The sequence below is a fragment of the Pseudoduganella sp. GW821-FHT05F09 genome (assembly GCF_059419605.1).
The window spans coordinates 75,718-95,109 of the sequence record NZ_JBWKSD010000002.1; the positions used below are offsets into that span (position 1 = coordinate 75,718).

At 64.9% G+C, this 19,392-nt stretch carries 16 protein-coding genes; 4 read left to right on the plus strand and 12 right to left on the minus strand.

The features are described from left to right. Nucleotides 1-85: 85 nt before the first annotated feature. Both AC07S4_RS05560 and AC07S4_RS05565 read right to left on the minus strand, forming a co-directional pair. Nucleotides 86-1,408, minus strand: coding sequence for a homoserine dehydrogenase (locus AC07S4_RS05560; RefSeq protein WP_494985694.1), 1,323 nt, complete (start codon nt 1,406-1,408; stop codon nt 86-88). 54 nt (nt 1,409-1,462) lie between these two features. Further along, the gene (locus AC07S4_RS05565) at nt 1,463-2,695 is read right to left on the minus strand and encodes a pyridoxal phosphate-dependent aminotransferase (RefSeq protein ID WP_494985695.1); all 1,233 of its coding nucleotides are present in this window, start codon (nt 2,693-2,695) and stop codon (nt 1,463-1,465) included. Between the two features lie 222 nt (nt 2,696-2,917). Here AC07S4_RS05565 and AC07S4_RS05570 point away from each other — a divergent pair, with 222 nt between their 5' ends. From AC07S4_RS05570 to AC07S4_RS05580, 3 genes are all read left to right on the plus strand, one after another. Continuing rightward, complete coding sequence (locus AC07S4_RS05570) at nt 2,918-3,292, plus strand: Mth938-like domain-containing protein (protein WP_494985696.1); 375 nt, start codon at nt 2,918-2,920, stop codon at nt 3,290-3,292. A gap of 98 nt (nt 3,293-3,390) precedes the next feature. Next, nucleotides 3,391-3,855 (plus strand): peroxiredoxin, encoded by a 465-nt coding sequence (locus AC07S4_RS05575; RefSeq protein WP_494985697.1) that lies wholly within the window; start codon nt 3,391-3,393, stop codon nt 3,853-3,855. Between the two features lie 224 nt (nt 3,856-4,079). Then, entirely contained in the window at nt 4,080-5,939 is a 1,860-nt protein-coding gene (locus AC07S4_RS05580; RefSeq protein WP_494985698.1) for a PhoH family protein, read from the plus strand. Between the two features lie 75 nt (nt 5,940-6,014). Here AC07S4_RS05580 and AC07S4_RS05585 read toward each other — a convergent pair whose 3' ends face one another. From AC07S4_RS05585 to AC07S4_RS05610, 6 genes are all read right to left on the minus strand, one after another. Beyond that, nucleotides 6,015-7,442 (minus strand): mannose-1-phosphate guanylyltransferase/mannose-6-phosphate isomerase, encoded by a 1,428-nt coding sequence (locus AC07S4_RS05585; protein WP_494985699.1) that lies wholly within the window; start codon nt 7,440-7,442, stop codon nt 6,015-6,017. Between the two features lie 15 nt (nt 7,443-7,457). Next, nucleotides 7,458-8,600 (minus strand): nucleotidyltransferase family protein, encoded by a 1,143-nt coding sequence (locus tag AC07S4_RS05590; RefSeq protein ID WP_494985700.1) that lies wholly within the window; start codon nt 8,598-8,600, stop codon nt 7,458-7,460. A 49-nt stretch (nt 8,601-8,649) separates the two neighbouring features. Continuing rightward, nucleotides 8,650-9,930 carry a nucleotide sugar dehydrogenase gene (locus AC07S4_RS05595; RefSeq protein ID WP_494985701.1) on the minus strand — a complete coding sequence of 427 codons (1,281 nt, stop codon included), beginning with the start codon at nt 9,928-9,930 and terminating at the stop codon, nt 8,650-8,652. A gap of 22 nt (nt 9,931-9,952) precedes the next feature. Next, on the minus strand, nt 9,953-10,690 hold the full coding sequence (locus AC07S4_RS05600) for a WecB/TagA/CpsF family glycosyltransferase (protein WP_494985702.1): 738 nt from the start codon (nt 10,688-10,690) through the stop codon (nt 9,953-9,955). Next, nucleotides 10,687-11,823, minus strand: a complete 1,137-nt coding sequence (gene wecB, locus AC07S4_RS05605) for a non-hydrolyzing UDP-N-acetylglucosamine 2-epimerase (RefSeq protein ID WP_494985703.1) — start codon at nt 11,821-11,823, stop codon at nt 10,687-10,689. The genes AC07S4_RS05600 and wecB overlap by 4 nt, the downstream gene beginning before the upstream one ends. A 72-nt stretch (nt 11,824-11,895) precedes the next feature. Beyond that, the gene (locus tag AC07S4_RS05610; protein WP_494985704.1) at nt 11,896-13,041 is read right to left on the minus strand and encodes a glycosyltransferase family 4 protein; all 1,146 of its coding nucleotides are present in this window, start codon (nt 13,039-13,041) and stop codon (nt 11,896-11,898) included. A gap of 135 nt (nt 13,042-13,176) precedes the next feature. Here AC07S4_RS05610 and AC07S4_RS05615 point away from each other — a divergent pair, with 135 nt between their 5' ends. Then, complete coding sequence (locus tag AC07S4_RS05615) at nt 13,177-14,100, plus strand: glycosyltransferase family 2 protein (RefSeq protein ID WP_494985705.1); 924 nt, start codon at nt 13,177-13,179, stop codon at nt 14,098-14,100. Nucleotides 14,101-14,190: 90 nt separating this feature from the next. On the opposite strand, the gene AC07S4_RS05620 is transcribed toward AC07S4_RS05615, so the two are convergent. The 4 genes from AC07S4_RS05620 to AC07S4_RS05635 all read right to left on the minus strand — a co-directional run bounded on the left by AC07S4_RS05620 (nt 14,191) and on the right by AC07S4_RS05635 (nt 19,392). Further along, nucleotides 14,191-15,789, minus strand: coding sequence for a hypothetical protein (locus AC07S4_RS05620; RefSeq protein ID WP_494985706.1), 1,599 nt, complete (start codon nt 15,787-15,789; stop codon nt 14,191-14,193). A 94-nt stretch (nt 15,790-15,883) separates the two neighbouring features. Beyond that, nucleotides 15,884-16,759: a polysaccharide lyase family 20 protein gene (locus AC07S4_RS05625; RefSeq protein ID WP_494985707.1), complete on the minus strand. Its 876-nt coding sequence runs from the start codon at nt 16,757-16,759 to the stop codon at nt 15,884-15,886. A 19-nt stretch (nt 16,760-16,778) separates the two neighbouring features. Continuing rightward, nucleotides 16,779-17,606: a heparin lyase I family protein gene (locus tag AC07S4_RS05630; protein WP_494985708.1), complete on the minus strand. Its 828-nt coding sequence runs from the start codon at nt 17,604-17,606 to the stop codon at nt 16,779-16,781. Between the two features lie 199 nt (nt 17,607-17,805). Beyond that, on the minus strand, nt 17,806-19,392 hold the full coding sequence (locus tag AC07S4_RS05635) for an oligosaccharide flippase family protein (RefSeq protein ID WP_494985709.1): 1,587 nt from the start codon (nt 19,390-19,392) through the stop codon (nt 17,806-17,808).

Sequence of the window (19,392 nt, forward strand, 5' to 3'; positions counted from 1 at the left end):
CGGCCATCGGCGGCGGATGATCGAGTTGCTGATTATTGCGGCGCTTGGCGGGTTAGCGCGGCAGCGCGTAACCCGCCATGCCGGCTTAGCTCAGGTTTTCCAGGCGGATGCGCGTCACGCTGCCCACCACCGTGTTCAGCGCTTCCATCTTGGCGATGGCGGCGTTGACGTTCTTCTCCTGGGTCTGGTGCGTCAGGATGATGATGTCGGTATGGGTCTCGTTGTCCGCCGGTTCCTTCTGCATCATGGCGTCGATCGAGATGGTGGCGTCGGCCAGGATGCGGGTCAGGTCGGCCAGCACGCCCGGCTGGTCCACCACGTGCAGGCGCAGGTAGTAGCTGGTGGTGATCTCGGACATCGGCAGAATCTGGATGTCGGTCATGGCATTCGGCTGGAAGGCCAGGTGCGGCACGCGGTGCTCGGGATCGGCCGTGGCCAGGCGGGTGATGTCGACCAGGTCGGCGATCACGGCCGAGGCGGTCGGCTCGGCGCCCGCGCCCTTGCCGTAGTACAGCGTGGCGCCGACGGCGTCGCCCTGCACCAGCACGGCGTTCATGGCGCCTTCCACGTTGGCGATCAGGCGCTTCGATGGGATCAGCGTCGGGTGCACGCGCAGCTCGATGCCTTCGGTGCCGTTGACCTTGGCGCGCTTGGCGATGCCCAGCAGCTTGATGCGGTAGCCCAGCTGCTCGGCGTACTTGATGTCCACCGCGTCCAGCTTGGAGATGCCTTCCACGTGCGCCTTGTCGAACTGCACCGGGATGCCGAAGGCGATGGCCGACATGATGGTGGCCTTGTGCGCCGCGTCCACGCCTTCGATGTCGAAGGTGGGGTCGGCTTCGGCGTAGCCCAGCTCCTGCGCCTGCTTCAGCACGGTGCCGAAGTCCAGGCCCTTGTCGCGCATCTCGGACAGGATGAAGTTGGTGGTGCCGTTGATGATGCCGGCCAGCCATTCAATGCGGTTGGCGGTCAGGCCTTCGCGCAGCGATTTGATGATGGGGATGCCGCCGGCCACGGCCGCCTCGAACGCCACCATCACGCCCTTCGCTTGCGCGGCGGCGAAAATTTCGTTGCCGTGCACGGCCAGCAGCGCCTTGTTGGCGGTGACCACGTGCTTGCCGTTGGCGATGGCTTGCAGCACCAGCGCCTTGGCCTCGTCGTAGCCGCCGATCAGCTCAACGACGATGTCGATTTCCGGATCGTTGACGATGTCGAACGGGTTGGCGACCACTTTCACTTTGCCGCCAGTACGCTGCTTGGCGCGTTCCAGGTTGCGGGCCGAGACGGCCACCACTTCAATGCCGCGCCCGGCGCGGCGGCGAATTTCTTCCTGGTTGCGTTCCAGTACGTTGAACGTGCCGGAGCCGACATTGCCGACGCCTAACAGGCCTACTTTGATGGGTTTCATAATTGGTGAGTTCCTTGCAGCGCGGCCGGCGGCGCCGGCGCGGCGCTGTGTTGATCAGATGGGGCTGCCGTGGCGCTTGCGATAGCCTTCCATGAAGCGCGCGATGCGGCCGAACGCCTCCGTCATGTCGTCGGTGTTCGGCAGGAACACGACTCGGAAGTGGTCGGGCGCAATCCAGTTGAATCCGGTGCCCTGGACTATCAGTACTTTGGTTTCTGCCAGCAAGTCGTAGGCGAATTGCTGGTCGTCCGCGATCGGATAGATCTTCGGATCAAGACGCGGGAACATGTACAGCGCGGCTTTCGGCTTGACGCAAGTGACGCCCGGAATATCGGTCAGCAGCTTGTAGGCCAGATCGCGTTGCTTTAACAGGCGCCCGCCGGGGCCCACCAGGTCTTGTATGCTCTGGTAGCCGCCGAGCGCAGTCTGGATGGCAAACTGGCCCGGCGCGTTTGCGCACAAACGCATCGAGGCCAGCATGTTGAGCCCCTCGATGTAATCTTTTGCATGGCGTTTCTCGCCCGAGACCACCATCCAGCCGGCGCGGTAGCCGCAGGCGCGGTAGTTCTTCGACAGGCCGTTGAAGGTGACCATCAGCACGTCGTCCGCCAGCGAGGCGATCGAGGTGTGCTGGGCTTCGTCGTACAGCACCTTGTCGTAGATCTCGTCGGCGTAGATGATGAGCTGGTGCTGGCGCGCCAGTTCGATGATCTGCAGCAGCACCTCGTTCGGATAGAGCGCGCCGGTGGGATTGTTCGGGTTGATGACGACGATGGCCTTGGTGTTGCTGGTGATCTTGCGGCGCATGTCTTCGATGTCCGGATACCAGTCCTGCTGCTCGTCGCACACATAGTGCACCGGCGTGCCGCCGGACAGGCTCACGGCGGCGGTCCACAGCGGGTAGTCCGGCGCCGGCACCAGCACTTCGTCGCCGGTGTTGAGCAGCGCGTTCATGGCCATCACGATCAGCTCGGAGGCGCCGTTGCCCAGGTAGATATCGTCGATCGCCACGCCGGCGATGTTCTTGCCTTGCGTGTAATGCATCACCGCCTTGCGCGGCGCGAACATGCCCTTGGAGTCGGTGTAGCCGGCCGCGTTGTGCAGGTTGACCATCATGTCATGCACGATTTCGTCCGGCGGGTCGAAGCCGAACACGGCCAGGTTGCCAATGTTCAGCTTGGTGATCTTGTGGCCCTCTTCTTCCATCTGCCGCGCCTTCTCCGGCACGGGGCCGCGGATTTCATAGCAAACTTCGGCCAGCTTGTTCGACTTGGTAATCGGTCGCAAAATCTAATCCTATCGAGAAAACGGGCCCCGTCGCGGGCCATAAGGGCCGCTGCTTGGGGCGATGCGCGCAAATGGTGCATTGCGAAAATACCCATTCTGCCGAAAGCGCTTCATTAAATCAACCTTCGCGGGCCGCAGATCAAGGGAAAACGTTACAATAACGGTCTGTATCGCGTCCCTTTACGCCACTTTACGTACAGTTACTTACGCATAGACTTAATTATGAAGCTCCACGCCAACAGCACCCAGGCCTACCAGACCGTCACCGGCTATTTCGCCGGCGGCGTAGAAATCAACGCCCTGCCCTACGACTACAGCCTGGTCGTGCTGCCGGAAACGCCGCCGCGCCCCTGGCCGGTGGCCAGTTTCGAGCAGCTAACGACCGAGCATTTCGAGCAGCTGCTGGCCGACGCGCCGGACGTGGTGATACTGGGCACCGGCGAGCGCCAGCGCTTTGTGCACCCGAAACTGAGCGCCCCGCTGGTGAACCGGCATATCGGCGTGGAGTGCATGGACACCAACGCCGCCTGCCGCACCTACAACATCCTGATGGCGGAGGGCCGCAAGGTGACGCTGGCCCTGATCATCGAAAAATAGCTTGAATAACAAACTTTCGTCCCCACCTACGCGCCGCTGGGTACGCTGCCAGCAACCAGCATGTCCACGCGCCAGCGCCACCGTCCAGGAGAGCACCTGTGGCTGATAGCCCATCCGTAGCAACCGTCGCCGATTTTTCCGCCGCCATGACCAGCGGCAAGACCTTCCAGCTGTCCGGCCGCCCGGCCAAGCATACCGTGCTGTTTTTCTATCCCAAGGACAATACTCCGGGTTGCACCACGGAAAACATGGCCTTCCGCGACCTGCACGAGCAGTTCCTGGCCGCCGGCGCCGAGGTGGTGGGCATCAGCCGCGATTCCCTGAAGTCGCACGAGAACTTCAAGGCCAAGCTGGGCCTGCCTTTCGAGCTGATTTCCGACCCGGACGAGGCCGTCTGCCAGCTGTTCGGCGTCATGAAGATGAAGCAGATGTATGGCAAGACCGTGCGCGGCGTCGAGCGCAGCACGTTTGTCATTGACGGTAGCGGCCGATTGGTGAAAGAATGGAGAGGCGTGAAGGTAGCCGGTCACGTGGATGAAGTACTGGAATTTGTGAAATCATAGAGCGCACCAATCAATCGACGCACCTAAATATAGATTTTGAGTCTGCAAAGTTCTCCCACCAACTGTACCAGGTGGCTGCGGCCACCGACCGGTACATTCAACGGGCGCTACCCGCCCGCGGCAGTTCTTATATTCCTTTTCGTCAGCATCCACCCCATGCGCCGCTATCTGCGCGGCGCGTCCTATGGGCGGACCCTTCCAGCATTTTTTAGATCGAGATTCTGATGCCACTGCCAAAACTGCCTACCAAGCCAGCGACCCTGTTGCTTGCAAAAGATTACCCGAAGGCCAGCGGCGTTCGTCCCCAGCCTTTGCCTGTTGTTGAACTGGCGCCTGTCGCCGCGCCGAAGAAAGCCCCGGTCAAGGCCGCGCCTGCAGCCAAGACCGCCAAAGCCGTCCCAGTACCTGTACCAGCAGCGCCGGTCGCTGTCGCAGCACCGGCCGCCAAGGCCAAGACCGCCGCCGCCAAGCCGGTGGCGAAGAAAGCCGCCCTGTTGAAAGCCGCTCCGGCGCCCGTGGCTGCGCCAGCGCCCGCCGCTGCACCAGCGCCGGCGCCCAAGGCCAAATCGCCGCGCGGCAAGAACGCGCCGGTACTGGCCGAAGCGCCGCATCCGGCCAAGCACAAGCCGGTGGAAGTGGTGCTCAAGTCGTCCACCAGCCGCCATGCCGACCAGGAAGGCAGCACCAAGCTGTTCGTGCTCGACACCAACGTGCTGATGCACGATCCGTCCTCGCTGTTCCGCTTCGAGGAACACGACGTCTACCTGCCGATGATGACGCTGGAGGAGCTGGACAACCACAAGAAAGGCATGACCGAGGTGGCGCGCAATGCACGCCAGGTCTCGCGCACGCTGGACGCGCTGGTCGGCAGCACCGACGACGACGCCATCGAGAACGGCATTCCGCTGTCCAAGCTGGGCAACAAGGACGCCAAGGGCCGTTTGTTCTTCCAGACCAAGCTGCAGATCGCCGAACTGCCGTCCAGCCTGCCGCAAGGCAAGGCCGACAACCAGATCCTGGGCGTGGTGCGTTCGCTGGAAGATGAACAGCCGGGCCGCGCCGTGGTGCTGGTGTCGAAAGACATCAATATGCGCATCAAGGCGCGCGCGCTGGGCCTGCCGGCCGAGGACTACTTCAACGACCACGTGCTGGAAGACACCGACCTGCTGTACTCGGGCATCGTGCAGCTGCCGGACGACTTCTGGAACAAGCACGGCAAGGACATGGAGTCCTGGCAGGAAAACAAGAACGGCCAGAGCGCCACCTTCTACCGCGTGACCGGCCCGGTCATCCCGACGCTGCTGGTGAACCAGTTCGTGTTCCTGGAGCCGGCCAGCGGCGAGGCGCCGTTCTACGGCCAGGTCAAGCAGATCAACGGCAAGACCGCCGTGCTGCAAACCCTGCGCGACTACAGCCACAACAAGAACAGCGTGTGGGGCGTGACCGCGCGCAACCGCGAGCAGAACTTCGCGCTGAACCTGCTGATGAACCCGGAGTGCGACTTCGTCACCCTGCTGGGCCAGGCCGGTACCGGCAAGACCCTGCTGGCCCTGGCCGCCGGCCTGGCGCAAGTGCTGGAGACCAAGCTGTACAACGAGATCATCGTCACCCGCGTCACGGTGCCGGTGGGCGAAGACATCGGCTTCCTGCCGGGCACCGAGGAAGAGAAGATGTCGCCGTGGATGGGCGCTTTCGACGACAACCTGGAAGTGCTGAACAAGTCCGACAGCGACGGCGGCGAATGGGGCCGCGCGGCGACGCAGGACCTGATACGTTCGCGCATCAAGATCAAGTCGCTCAACTTCATGCGCGGCCGCACCTTCGTCAACAAGTTCCTGATCATCGACGAGGCGCAGAACTTGACGCCTAAGCAGGTCAAGACCCTGGTGACGCGCGCCGGCCCCGGCACCAAGATCCTGTGCCTGGGCAACATCGCGCAGATCGATACGCCTTACCTGACCGAAGGTTCGAGCGGCCTGACCTATGTGGTGGACCGCTTCAAGGGCTGGGCGCACAGCGGCCACGTGACCCTGGCGCGCGGCGAACGCTCGCGCCTGGCGGACCATGCCAGCGACGTGCTGTAAGCCGCATCCAGGCACAAAAAAACCCCGCACGCTGCGAAGCGTGCGGGGTTTTTTCATGGGCGCCTGGAAAGCGTATCAGGCGCGCTGGTACACGTCCTCGAAGCGCACGATGTCGTCCTCGCCCAGGTAGCTGCCGGACTGCACTTCGATCAGGTGCAGCGGCAGTTTGCCCGGGTTTTCCAGGCGGTGGTTCATGCCGATAGGGATGTACGTCGATTCGTTTTCCGTCAGCAGCGTGACCTTGTCGCCGCAGGTGACGCGGGCGGTGCCGCTGACCACGATCCAGTGTTCGGCGCGGTGGTGGTGCATCTGCAGCGACAGCTTGCCGCCCGGATTGACCGTGATGCGCTTGACCTGGAAGCGCTCGCCGATGTCGATGCCTTCATAGCAGCCCCACGGACGGTAGACCTTGGTGTGGTGCAGGTGTTCGGTGCGGTCCTTGGTCTTCAGGTGGTCGACGATCTGCTTGACGCGCTGCACCTGGTCCTTGTGGGCCACCAGCACGGCGTCGTTGGTCTCCACCACGACCAGGTCCTTCACGCCCACCACGGCCACGATGCGGCTCTCGGCGCGCACCAGCGTGCCCTGCACGCCGTCCAGGTAGACGTCGCCGCGGGTGACGTTGCCGTCCGCGTCTTTCGGCAGCACGTCGTGCAGAGCGGACCAGGAACCGACGTCGTTCCAGCCTATGTCGGCCGGCACCACCACGGCGTGCTGGGTCTTTTCCATCACGGCGTAGTCGATGGAGTCGGACGGGCAGGCGGTGAAGGCGGCTTCGTCCAGGCGGCAGAAGTCCAGGTCGCGGTAGTCCTTCAGCACGGCCGCTTCGGCGGCGGCGGCGATTTCGGGCTGGAATTTCGCCAGTTCGGCGATGTAGGCGTCGGCGCGGAACAGGAACATGCCGCTGTTCCAGTAATAATTGCCAGCGGCAACAAAGCCTTCGGCGGTTTCGCGGTTCGGCTTTTCAACAAAGCGGTCCACCTTGTAGCAATGCTCGGCGCCAGCGCCGGCGCCGCTTTGGATGTAGCCGTAGCCGGTCTCCGGCGCGGTCGGCACGATGCCGAAGGTGGCCAGGGAACCGTCCTTGACCATCACCAGCGCGCGCTCCACGGCCTGGTGGAAGGCATCCACGTCCTTGATGACGTGGTCGGCCGGCAGCACCAGCATAATGGCGTCGGCGTCAATGGCCTTCAGGTAGTGGGAGGCGGCGGCCACGGCCGGCGCGGTGTTGCGGCCGACCGGCTCGAGCAGGATGCCGAGCGGCTTGACACCGATTTCGCGCATCTGTTCGGCCACCAGGAAGCGGTGCTCGTTACCGCACACGACCAGCGGCGCCATCAGCTCGGCGCTGGTGGCGGCACGGCCGGCCACGCGCAGCGCGGTTTCCTGCAGCATGGTTTTGTCGGCCACCAGCGGCAGCAGCTGCTTCGGCAGCACGGCGCGCGACAGCGGCCACAAACGGGTACCGGCGCCGCCGGACAGAATGACGGGATAGATTTTCATGCGGTGATGATCCAATTATTTGTAGAGTAATTCTTCTTGCCTGCGGCGGCGACGGCGGTCGCGGGCGTTTGCCCATTCACCCGTTTCATATTCCGAAACGTGTTTCATTTCACCAGCTCGGTCGACACTATAGTCCTTAAAGACAATTAATTCTTCTAAGGTAACATCCGGTAACACGCGAGTATATTCGAACAACACGCTTCGCACCACCTCCGCACCGCTGCAAACGTGGCTGCCGTGGCCTATCCACGTCGGTCCGACGATGTGGGCGCCCGCTTCCACCCTGGCGCCGGAGCCGATATAGACCGGTCCTTCTATCCTGGTGCCGCCGCTCCAGTCTATGCTGGTGTTGAGGCCCACCCACAGGCCTTCGTCGACCTGGATGCCGGGCACTTTCATGTTTTCCACTTCACCCAGCAGCACGCTTTGCAGCACTTCCCAGTAATCCTTGACGCTGCCGATGTCGATCCAGTTGAATTTGCGCTGCTGGGCGTAGAACGGCAGGCCCTTCTCGGCCAGCAGGGGGAACAGCTCGGAGCCGATGTCAAAGGGGCGGTCGGCGGGGATCAGGTCGATCACTTCCGGCTCGAAGATGTAGATGCCGGTGCTGGCGAAATTGGACAGCGCCTCTTCCTGCCTGGGTTTTTCCTGGAAGGCGCGGATGCGGCCGTCCGCGTCCGTCACCACCACGCCGTAGCTGGGCACCTTGTCCCATGGCACTTCGCGCGTGATGACGGAGGCCAGCGCGCCCTTGCGGCGGTGCTCGAACAGCGCCGACTTGATGTCCAGGTCGATAATGGCGTCGCCGCACAGCACGATGGTGGTGTCGTCGAAGAAGCCGCCGAATTCCTGGATCTTCTTGATGCCGCCCGCCGAACCCAGCGGTTCTGGCACGACCTCACCCTCGTTGTTGGTGTAGCCCTCGAAGGAATAGCCGATCTGCACGCCGAACTGGTGGCCCTCGCCGAAATATTCCTCGATCTTCTCGTGCAGATAACTGACGTTGACCATGATTTCCGTAATGCCGTAGCGGGCCAGGTGCTCGACCAGGTAGGCCATGACGGGCTTGCCCAGGATGGGGATCATGGGTTTGGGGAGGTCATACGTCAGGGGCCGGACCCGCGTCCCTTTGCCGGCTGCCAATATCATCGCTTTCATGCGTTCGCTCCTTAATCTAAAAAGGGGCCGAAAGCGGCCCCTTGTGTACTTACAGGCGCCAGACGCACAGTCCGGCGTCTTTCAGCGCGGCGCTGTCGAACGCCGCTTTGACGTCGATGAAGCAGCCGCCCTTGATCAGTTTTTTCTGGATGTCCTCGACCGGGCGCGCCAGCAGCTCGGCGTGCGACACGGCCGCCACCACCGCGTCGGCGCGCGGCAGGTCGTCCCAGCCGTACAGGCGCACGCCGTATTCGTGCATGGCCTCGTCGGCGTCGGCATAGGGGTCGTGCACGAAGACTTCGATGCCGAAATCGCGCAGCTCGTTGATGACGTCTCCCACCTTGGAGTTGCGCAGGTCGGCGCAGTTTTCCTTGAAGGTCAGGCCCAGCACGTTGACGCGCGCGCCCTTGATGTAGCTGCCGGCCGCGATCATGTTCTTGACGGTCTGCTCGGCGATGTATTTGCCCATGCCGTCGTTGATGCGGCGTCCGGCCAGTATCACCTGCGGGTTGTAGCCCAGCTGCTCGGCCTTGTGGGTCAGGTAGTAGGGATCGACGCCGATGCAGTGGCCGCCCACCAGGCCGGGGCTGAACTTGAGGAAGTTCCACTTGGTGCCGGCCGCCTGCAGCACTTCGGAGGTGTCGATGCCGATCTTGTCGAAGATGATGGCCAGCTCGTTCATCAGCGCAATGTTCAGATCGCGCTGGGTGTTCTCGATGACCTTGCAGGCCTCGGCGGCCTTGATGCTGGTGCAGCGGTGCACGCCGGGCACCACGATGCGCTCGTACAGCTGGGCCACCTGCTCCAGCGTCTCCGGCGTGTCGCCCGCCACCACTTTGAGGATGGTGGTCAAGGTGTGGTGCTTGTCGCCCGGGTTGATGCGCTCGGGCGAGTAGCCGACGTTGAAGCCCTCTTTCCATTTCTTGCCCGAGGCCTGCTCCAGCACCGGGATGCACACTTCCTCGGTCGCGCCCGGATACACGGTGGACTCGTAGACCACGATGGCGCCGTCCTTCATGTGCTTGCCCACGCTCTTGCTGGCGCCCACCAGCGGCGTGAAGTCGGGGTTGTGGGCGTTGTCGACCGGGGTCGGCACGGCCACCACGATGATGTCGGCCTCGGCCAGCATGGCCGGGTCGGCGGTGTATTCGGCGTGCGCGGAGGCGGCCATCTGCTCGTCGCTCAGTTCGCGCGAGGGGTCGGTGCCGTGGCGGCAGGCATCCACCTTGGCTTGCGAAATATCGAAACCGATGGTGCGGCCATGCTTGCCGAACTCGATCACCAGGGGCAGGCCAACATAGCCCAGGCCAATAACTGCAACTGTCGTCATTTTATTCTTCCTCTTGTTGGGATCAGCGGCGCGCCGCTTCCTTCAGGAACAGCCAGACAAAGGCCATGTCCTCGATAAAATAGCGCCGGAACATGCGGCGCGGCTCCTGCAGAAAACGGTAAAACCATTCCAGCCCGGACTTTTGCATCCACAGCGGGGCGCGCTTGACGCGGCCGACCGCCACGTCGAAGGTGCCGCCCACGCCCATGGCGAACGGGATTTTCATATGGGCCTGGTACTGGCCCAGGAAATGCTCTTTTTTCGGCGAACTGATGGCCACGAACAGCAGGTCGGCCCTGGCCTCGCGGATCTGCTCGACCACGCCGGCTTCCTCTTCCGGCTTCCAGTAGCCGTTGCGGTAGCCGCACACTGTCAGGCCCGGATATTTGAGCTCGTACTGCCGCTTCACCTCGGACACCACTTCCTCGCGCGCGCCCAGCAGGAACACGCGCCAGCCGGTCCTGGACGAGCGCTGCATCAGCGCTTCGAACAGGTCCACGCCGGCCACGCGCTCCTTGAGCGGCTTGCCCAGCAGGCGCGAGGCCCACACCACCGGCATGCCGTCCACATTGACCAGCGCGCATTCGTTGATGATGCGGCGCAGCTCGGCGTCGTGCGCGGCCTTGACCAGCTTGTCCACGTTGACCACCACGTGCTGGTGCGGCCGGCCGGTCTGGATGAAGCCGTCGATTTTTTGCAGGGTCTCTTCCATGGTCAGATTATCGACCTGGCAGCCCATCATGGTTATGCGTTCGCTCATACCGCACGCTCCTTGTTCAGTTCCCGGGACAGCACGGCCACGATGCGTTCGGCCGCCTTGCCGTCCCACAGGTGGGGACGGCGGCCCTGCTTGCCTTCGCCGCGCAGGATTTGCTCCGCCGCAGCGGTGATGGCCTGCGGCACGGTCCCGGCCAGCACATTGGTGCCCTCCTCCACCGTCACCGGGCGCTCGGTGTTCTCGCGCAGGGTGATGCAGGGCACGCCCAGCGCCGTGGTTTCCTCCTGCAGGCCGCCGCTGTCGGTGAGCACCAGGGCGGCGTCCTTCCACAGGTCGAGGAAGGCCATATAGCCTTGCGGGCCGACCAGGGTGATGTCCGGGCCCAGGTTGATGTCGAATTTTTCCAGGTTGGCGCGGGTGCGCGGATGGACCGGGAACACCAGCGGCAGCCCGCGCGCGATGTCGCGCAGCGCGCCGGCCAGCTGGGCCAGCATGGCCGGATCGTCGACGTTGCTGGGGCGGTGCAAGGTCACCACGCCGTAGCGCTGGCCAGGCGCCAGGCCCAGGCCGGCCTTGATGGCGGCGCTCTCCAGTCCAAGGTGGGCAACCGCGCCACTGGCCGCCAGCTTGTCGGCCTGGAACAGCACGTTGTCCACCATCACGTGGCCCACATAGTGCACCGCCGCTTCCGGCTTGCCCTCGCGGCGCAGGTGGTCCACCGCGCTGGGCTCGGTGACGAAGAACCAGTCGCTGATGCTGTCCGTGACCAGGCGGTTGATCTCCTCCGGCATGCTCATGTCGCCGCTGCGCAGGCCCGCTTCCACGTGGGCCACCGGGATGGTCAGTTTCTTGGCGACGATGGAGCAGGCCAGCGTGGAATTGACGTCGCCCACCACCAGCACCGCGTCCGGGCGCTGTGCAATGCACAATTCCTCGAAGGCCAGCATGATCTTGGCGGTTTGCTGGGCGTGGCTGCCGCCGCCGGCGGCCATGAACAGGTCGGGCTGGGGAATGCCGAGCTCTTCGAAGAAGACGTCGTTCATCTCGCGGTCATAGTGCTGGCCGGTGTGGATGATCTTGAACGACAGCCCGCCGTGCGCCTGCAGCGCGCGCACGATGGGAGCGATTTTCATGAAGTTCGGCCGCGCGCCGGCGACCAGGTAAATCATAGCCATATCATTCCTAAAAAACAGATCAAAGAGACAACATACTAATCGCAGTGCAGCATTTTCAGGCGCACGGCTGGGTCAGGCAGTGCGCGCGGCGGCCGGCGGCACGGTGGCCGGACTGAGCGGCACGCCCAGCTCGGCGTAGATGGCGCGCAGCTGGCCCAGCACGGCGTCGAAGGCGTACTCGCGGGCCACGCGCGCAAAGGCCCGCTCGCGCAAGCGGGCGCGCAGCGCACTGTCCTGCAATGCCGCGACGATGGCGGCGGCGAGCGCCGTGCCCGGTCCGGGCGGCACCAGCAGCGCCTCCACGCCGTCGTCGATAAAATCGGGAATGCCGCCCACCGGCGTGGCGATCACGGGCACGCCGCAGGCCATGGCCTCCAGCAGCGCCACGCCGAGCGCCTCGAAGTAGGTGGGCAGCACGAACAGGTCCGCCTGCTCCAGCTGCTGCTGCTTGGCGGCGCCGTCGACCCAGCCGGGCAGGCGCAGCGCATGCGCCACGCCCAGTTCGCTCGCCAGCGCGCCTATGGCCTCGGCCTCGCCGTCGCCCGCAAACACGAAGGTGGTGGCGGGCAGCACGGCCAGCACGGCGGGCATGGCGCGCACCAGGTCGAAGATGCCTTTCTTTTCATGCAGGCGGCCGAGGAAGAGCACGTTGGCCGCGCCGTCCGCGCGCGCGGGACGCAGCGGCGCCAGCAGCGGCGGCACGCGCACCGGGTTGCCGACCACGGCCACGCGCGCGGCCGGCTCGATGCCCAGCACGTCGGCGCGCCAGCGCGGCGCCACCACCACCACGCGCGCCGCGCGCCGCAGCACCAGGCGCACCCAGGCGCGCGCCAGCGGGCCGCAGTCGCGCGCATAAAAATCGGGGAACTCTCCGCTGTGCAGGTGGAACACATAGGGCACGCGGAACGCGCAAGCCAGCGCCGCCACCAGCGACTTGCGCCAGAAGCTGCCGCGCGAGGCGCTGTGCACATGGACCACGTCCACCCGCCGCGCCGCCAGCAGCCCTGTAATGCGGCACAGCGCGGACGCCATGGTGCGCAGCTGGGTCAGCTTGCCCTTGCCTTCGTAAGTGGACACATAGCGCACGCCCCACTGCTCGAACAGGCCCACTTCCAGGTAGGAGCGGATCACGGCCGTGATGCCGCCGTGGGCCTGCAGGCCGGTGCCGACCATGAGGATGCGGCGCGGGCGGGTGGCCGCGGTGCTTGCTGAACTCATGAGAAATTAATGACTAAAATGAAAGTTTATGGCGCAATCATAGCAGTAATGCATGGCGGCGCTACTGTGCTCGGTGCGCACGATAGAAGATATGTTTAGAGCAAGTTTGACAAATCACCATGCTAGAATCAGAGCATGAAAATCAGCATCGTGATCCCCGCCTACAACGCCGCCGACTGCCTGGAAACGGCGCTGCGCTCCGTGCAAAACCAGACCTACCGCGACTGGGAGGTGCTGGTGGTGGACGACTGTTCGCGCGACGAAACGCGCGCGCTGGCGCGGCGCTGGGCACAGGCCGACGAGCGCATCCGCCTGATCGAGCAGCCGCAAAACGGCGGCCCGGCGGTGGCGCGCAACGCCGGCTTCGACGCCGCGACCGGTGTATGGATCGCGCTGCTGGACGCGGACGACGCCTGGGCCGAGGACAGGCTGGCCAGCTTCATGCCCTACCTGGCATCGGGGCAGCACGACCTGCTGTGCGACCGCCTGGCGCTGTACAACGCGGCGCAGGACAAGGTGGTGGCGGCCAGTTGGCCGTGGGTGCGCCAGCCGCACCGCATCGCCATGCGCGACTTGCTGCTGTGGGACCTGCCGGGCCAGCGCGCGCCGCTGGGCTGGGCCAAGCCGCTGTTCCGGCGCGCCTGGCTGAACCAGCACGGCCTGCGCTACCAGCCCGCCTTGCGCTTCGGCGAAGACTGGCGGCTGCTGGTGGACGCGCTGATGGCCGGCGGGCGCGCCGAGCTGCTGCCCTTCGCCGGCTACCGCTACACCATGCGGCTGGCGGAGAAGAATTTCAGCCAGACCAAGACCGACACGGTCTCGCCGCTCCGGCTGCAGCGCGAGATGGCGCAGCAGTACGGCGCGCGCTGGACGCCGGGCACCCGGCTGGCGGCGCGCCTGCGCGGCTGGCTGATCGGCGGCCTGGACGCCAAGGCGCGGCTCAAGCCCGCCGTCCACGGCAAGCGCTGGTTCGCGCTCGCCAAACTGCTGCTGAGCAGTCCGCGCTGCTGGGGCATCCTGCTGGTGCACCAGTACGAAAAACTGGTCTGGTACCGCTAAGCGGCGTTGCCGCTCTCCTTGCGCCAGGGCTGACGCCCGGCGCCCTGTCCCTCCCTAACCTGCCCTCCCTACCCTGCCCTCCCGCGCCGCTCAGGCGGCCCACGGCGCGGACGGCGCGCGTGCCGGACGCAGCGCCGGCTCCCTGCCTTGCGCCGCGTCGCCCTTGGCAGTGCGCTCGGCCGCTTCGGCGCGGCGCAGCTGCAGCGAGTAGGCGAAGGCCATGCCGAAGAACATGAAGGGGATGGCCACGGTATTCGGGTCGCCGTAGATCGGCGCGGTCAGCGAGCCGGTGAAGGCCAGGAAGTGGCCAACGAAGGCCAGGCGCCACAGCAGGCGCTCGCGCGCGTGCTGCACCGTCCACGCCCGCTGCAGGGAGAACAAGGTCATCACGCCGCCAAACAGGAAGACCGCGCCGCCGCCCAGCCAGCCGGTCTCGCCGAACAGATTGGGCCAGTAGGTGTCGAGCAGGTACAGGTCCTGCCGGTACCACCAGTAGCGCGTGCTGTAGCCCAGCATTTCGTACACGGAGCGGTCGTACAGGCGGGCGGCGTCGCCACCGAATTTGCCGAAGCCGGTGCCCAAGGGGAAGTAGGTGTTGGCCAGGTGGAAGCCGTCCATGTACAGCACGGTGCGCGGATTGCCCAGCGCCTGGTAGGACGGCAGCAAGCCCCACTGCAGGCCCAGCTCGGCGCGGTGCACCGGTCCCAGCACCAGCATCATGGCGCCCAGCAAGAGCAGCACGGCCGCCACCGCCAGCAGCACCGCGCTGATGCGCGGCTTCATTTTCGCCGTGAACAGCAGGATGGCGCAGGCCGCCAGCGCGTCGAAGATTTCCTGGCGCTCGCCGGCCAGCATCAGCACCAGCATGAAGCCGCACAGCAGCGCGTAGTTGCCTACGGAGCTGCCCTGCCCGCACAGGCGGCGCACGAACACGCAGCATAAAAACAGCGAACCGACCGAGGCCAGCACGCTGGGGTGGACAAAGGGACCGGTGGCCAGGTGCAGGCCGGGCAGCAGCGGATTGCCGTTCTGGCCGCCGCCCGCGTTGCGCGCGATCAGGTGGTGCAGCGAGGGCGCGGCGAACTCGACGGCCAGCGCGGCCAGGCACAGCACCAGCACCAGCTTGACCACCAGCCAGAAGCGCTGCTCGCCGCGTTCGCCCAGCGTGACGCTAAAGCCCAGCAGCAGCATGATGGGCAGCTTCAGGTCGTAGCCGATCTGGTAGAAAAACGGATGCCAGTGGATGCGGCCGGCGCTGATGGAGCTTGCCGCGCCGAGCGCGAAGAACAGGCCGAACACCAGCACCATCAGCTTGCCGAGCCAGGAATTGCCGGCAAAAATGAACAGGCCGCGCAAGGCGTAGATGGCGAGCGGGATCAGCACGATGGACATGACGCCGCGCGTGCGCAGCGGCGACACCGTGTCGGCCAGGGCGGTCAGCAAGGTCAGGCCCAGCATCAGCCAGAACACGCCTTCGCCGCCGAAGCGGAAACTGGAAAAGGAATTGGTGAACAGCAGCAGCCCGAACAGCAGGACCGGGGCCGCCAGCACCAGGGCGAACACGCCGGCGCCGAGGCCGACCAGGCCGCCGAACAGCAGCACACTGAGCAGGCCCACCAGGACCAGGGGCAGCACCGACAGGCTGGAGCGCAGCTTGCCGGGCAGGCGTGGCGCGGAGGGGAACTTCATGATGATTACCGTGGAAATCTATAGTCCAGGTAACTTATCATATCGTCAAAAAACCGCCCACGCGATTGCGCAAGCGGCCTTCCGTTTTACCCTGCTAGCGCGGCCCGCAAGGAGTCTGCGCGTACATCATGTCGTAGGTGCTGGCGGCGCCGCCGAGGTGGATGAAATCGGCGTACAGATTACGCTGCGGCACCATCATCGTGCCCGGCAGGTACAGGCCCACCTTGGCGTAGTTGCCCAGCCAGGTTTCGTAGCTGTTGTAGGTGTTCTTGGCGCTGAACACTTCGGCGCCGTTCATCCACACCTGGATCTGCCCCACGCCGGGTTTGTACGACCAGTCCGCGCGCACCACGAAGCAATACCATTTGTTCAGCTCCACCGTGCCCAGGCGGATGGACTCGGCCACCGAGTTGGCGCGGGTGGCCGGATCGGTGCCGCCGCTGGTGCTGCGGTGGTTGTAGTTGAAGTCCAGCGACAGCGTGCGGTCCTGCACCGTCAGCGAGGCCGGCGGCGACACCACCGCCGTGTTCTGGCTGGTGTGCAGCTGCGCCACCAGGGTGGGCGAGTTGTGGAACACCCAGTCGCCGGGGAAATACATGCTGAAGGTGTACCAGCGCAGGCCTTCCTTCACGTATTCGTTGCGCGGCGAGATTTCGGTGCGCGCCCCGCCCAGCACCAGCGGATCGGTCTTCGCCACTTTCATGTGGAACACCTTGCGGCCGCTGCCGGCCGGGTCGTCCACCAGCGTGACGTTGCTGGGCGAACCGCTGTTCAGGGTGTAGAAGTCCGGGAAGTAGCGCGTGGTGGCGGTGGCGTTGGCCGCCAGCAGCCAGGAGATGTACTGGTAGGTCTTGGGATTGGTGGCCATGGTGGTGACCGGGCCGCCGCGCGCCGGGTCGATCTGCGCGTGCGCGCCGGCCGCTGCGCCGCACAGGGCCGCCAGCGCGATGAGTTTGTTCGTCAATTGCATGCTCAACCTCTCTTGGTCCTTATTTCACCAGCGCCGTGGTCGCGCTGGTGGTCTTGCAGGGCGTTTCCGCCAGGAGTTTTTCCAGGGTGGTGTCGGGACCGCCCAGGCGGATAAAGTCGGTGTACAGCACGCGCTCGGCCACGCCCAGCAGGCCCGGGAAGGACAGCCCGACGCGCGGCACATTGCCCGCGCCGCCAGGGTAGGAATTGATGTCGCGCTGCGCGTCGAACACCTTGTCGCGGTTCTGGTAGACCGTCAGCGCGCCGTTGCCCAGCGTGGGCGACCATTCCGAGCGCACCGCGAAGCAGTACCACTTGCCGGTTTGCAGCGTGCCCAGCTTGACCGCCTTGACCGCCGAGTTGGCGGCCGTGGCGATGTCGGCCGTGCCGCTCAGCGGACGGTGGTTAAAGCCCAGGTTCAGCTCGATCGCGGTGCCGCGCACCACGATGGCCAGCGGCGCCGGCAAGCCGGACGGCTGCGCCACCGGCCCCACTTGCGCCACCACGGCCGGATTCGGGTGCGCCACCCAGGTGGTGGGGAAATACACGCTCAGGCCATACCAGCGCGGGCCGCTCTTGCCCTCTTCGCCCAGCGGCAGCACATCGGTGCGCAGCAGGCCGCTCACCGTGGCGTCGGTGCTGCGCACGCGGCTGCGCAGCACCGTGCGGCCGCTGCCGGACGGGTCGGTGGCATAGGTCAGATTGCCGCTCCAGGCGGAATACAGCGCATAGCGCTTATTAAAATCGGCCTGCGACACCGCGCCGCCCACCGTAGGGTCGATCTGGCTCCAGGCCGAAGCGCACGCCAGCGCGCTTAAAATAATAAAACCAAGTTTCGGTAATTGCATAACGGCTTCCTCCGTGTTTCGTTATTTAATTACGATAGCATGAAACCGCCAACATGGCGTTGCCCCAAGCCAACACATCATATTAAATCCGAATATTATCCCGGCATGTTAATTTTGAATGAAAAGCCGCCAATTGATAAACAAATCACGATTATTTATTTTAGTTAATATTAAAAATGGAATAGCCGCTTCATTTATATTAACTTGAAACAGGCGAACCCTGGCGCAGCAGACGCAGGGCGCGCGCCGGCAGCAGGGCCAGCTCCGCCGCGGACAGCGGGCGCAGCAGCAACAGCACGCCCCAGCTGACGCCGGTGGCCGCGCCCAGCGCCATGGCCAGATGGAAGGCGTCCGCCCCGCCCGGCAGGCTGGCCAGCACCATGGCCGCCAGCAGGCCGGCCAGCAGGTATTTCGCCAGGCCGCTCCAGTGCAGGCGGTAATGCCAGTCCGGCGTGCGCAGCTGGCGCAGCACCAGCGCCGAATACACGGTCTCGGCCAGCGCCAGCACGGCGAACAGCCAGCTCCAGCGCTGCTGCGGCGCCACCAGCAGCAGCGCCAGCGGCGTGAGCAGCAGCACGAAATTGGCGCGCGTGGTGGCCGACGAGCGCCCCAGCGTGTGCGCCATCAGGTCGGTCAGGCGGCGGTGGGCCAGCACCACCAGCACCACCAGCCAGCCGGTGAGCAGCCAGTGCGCGTCCGGGTAGCGGCCTTTGCTGAGGAAGGCGGCCAGCTCGGCGCCGCGCACCGCGCACAGCACCAGCAGGGGCAGCAGGCACAACAGGTTGACTTTGTAGATCAGCCCGGCGCGCAAGCCCAGCTTGTCCTTGTCCTTCTCCGCCGCGTAGCGCACCACCAGCAGGGTGCGGACTATGCCCAGCAGGAATTCGCTGGGCAGGTATTTGCGCACCTGCTCGGCCAGGTTGCGGGCAAAGCCCAGCGGCGCGGCCGCCTCCGGCCCCAGCGTGCGGGTCGCCAGCAGGATCACGGCCTGCCAGCTCCAGGTCAGATTGGCAATATTGCTCAGCCAGGCGTTGCGGCCCACGCGCAGCATGTCGCGCCAGGCCGGCATGGTCCAGACCGGCTCGGCGCCGGGCATGCCGGCAGTCGCGGCCGGCTGGGCAGCCGCCGGCCGCCCCGCTTGCGCGCGCAGCGGCCACAAATGCCGCTGCAAGCACCAAGCCGCCACCAGCAGGCTGCCGCTGCTGGCGATCAGCTCGCCAACCGCCAGCGCGTGCGCATTGCGCCATTCCTCGTGCGAAAACGCCAGCACCGCGTAGCCGGCCAGCGCCACGTTGCGCAGCAGCTGGCTGGCCTGGCCGGCTTTCTGCAAAAGCAAGCTCGACAGCAACTGGTCGCGGAACACCCGGCTCACGCCTTCGATCAGCATCACGCCCGCGTAGAGCCGCAGCACGCCCTGCGCGTCGCGCAGGCCGAGCCAGGCCGTGAGCAGCGGCGCTGTAAAAAACAGTATCAAGGCGCCGCCCGCCAGCAGCAGGGCCTGCAGCGCCGCGCTTTGCCAGACAAAGCGGTACAAATCCCGCCCGCTGGCATGCATGCGGATTTGCGGAATATAGATGCCGGTCACCCATTCCATGCCAAATCCGGATAAAACGATGCCCATTTCGATAATCGAATATGCGGCAACGTAATTAATATACTGATTCTCCGGAAGCTGGCGCGCAATCCAGATAAGAATAAAAAAAGCGGCCAGTGCATTTAAAAATCGGCCGCCTACGTAATAAGCTATGCTGTGATTAAAAGCACGGCCCGAGTAATTTTCTGACAT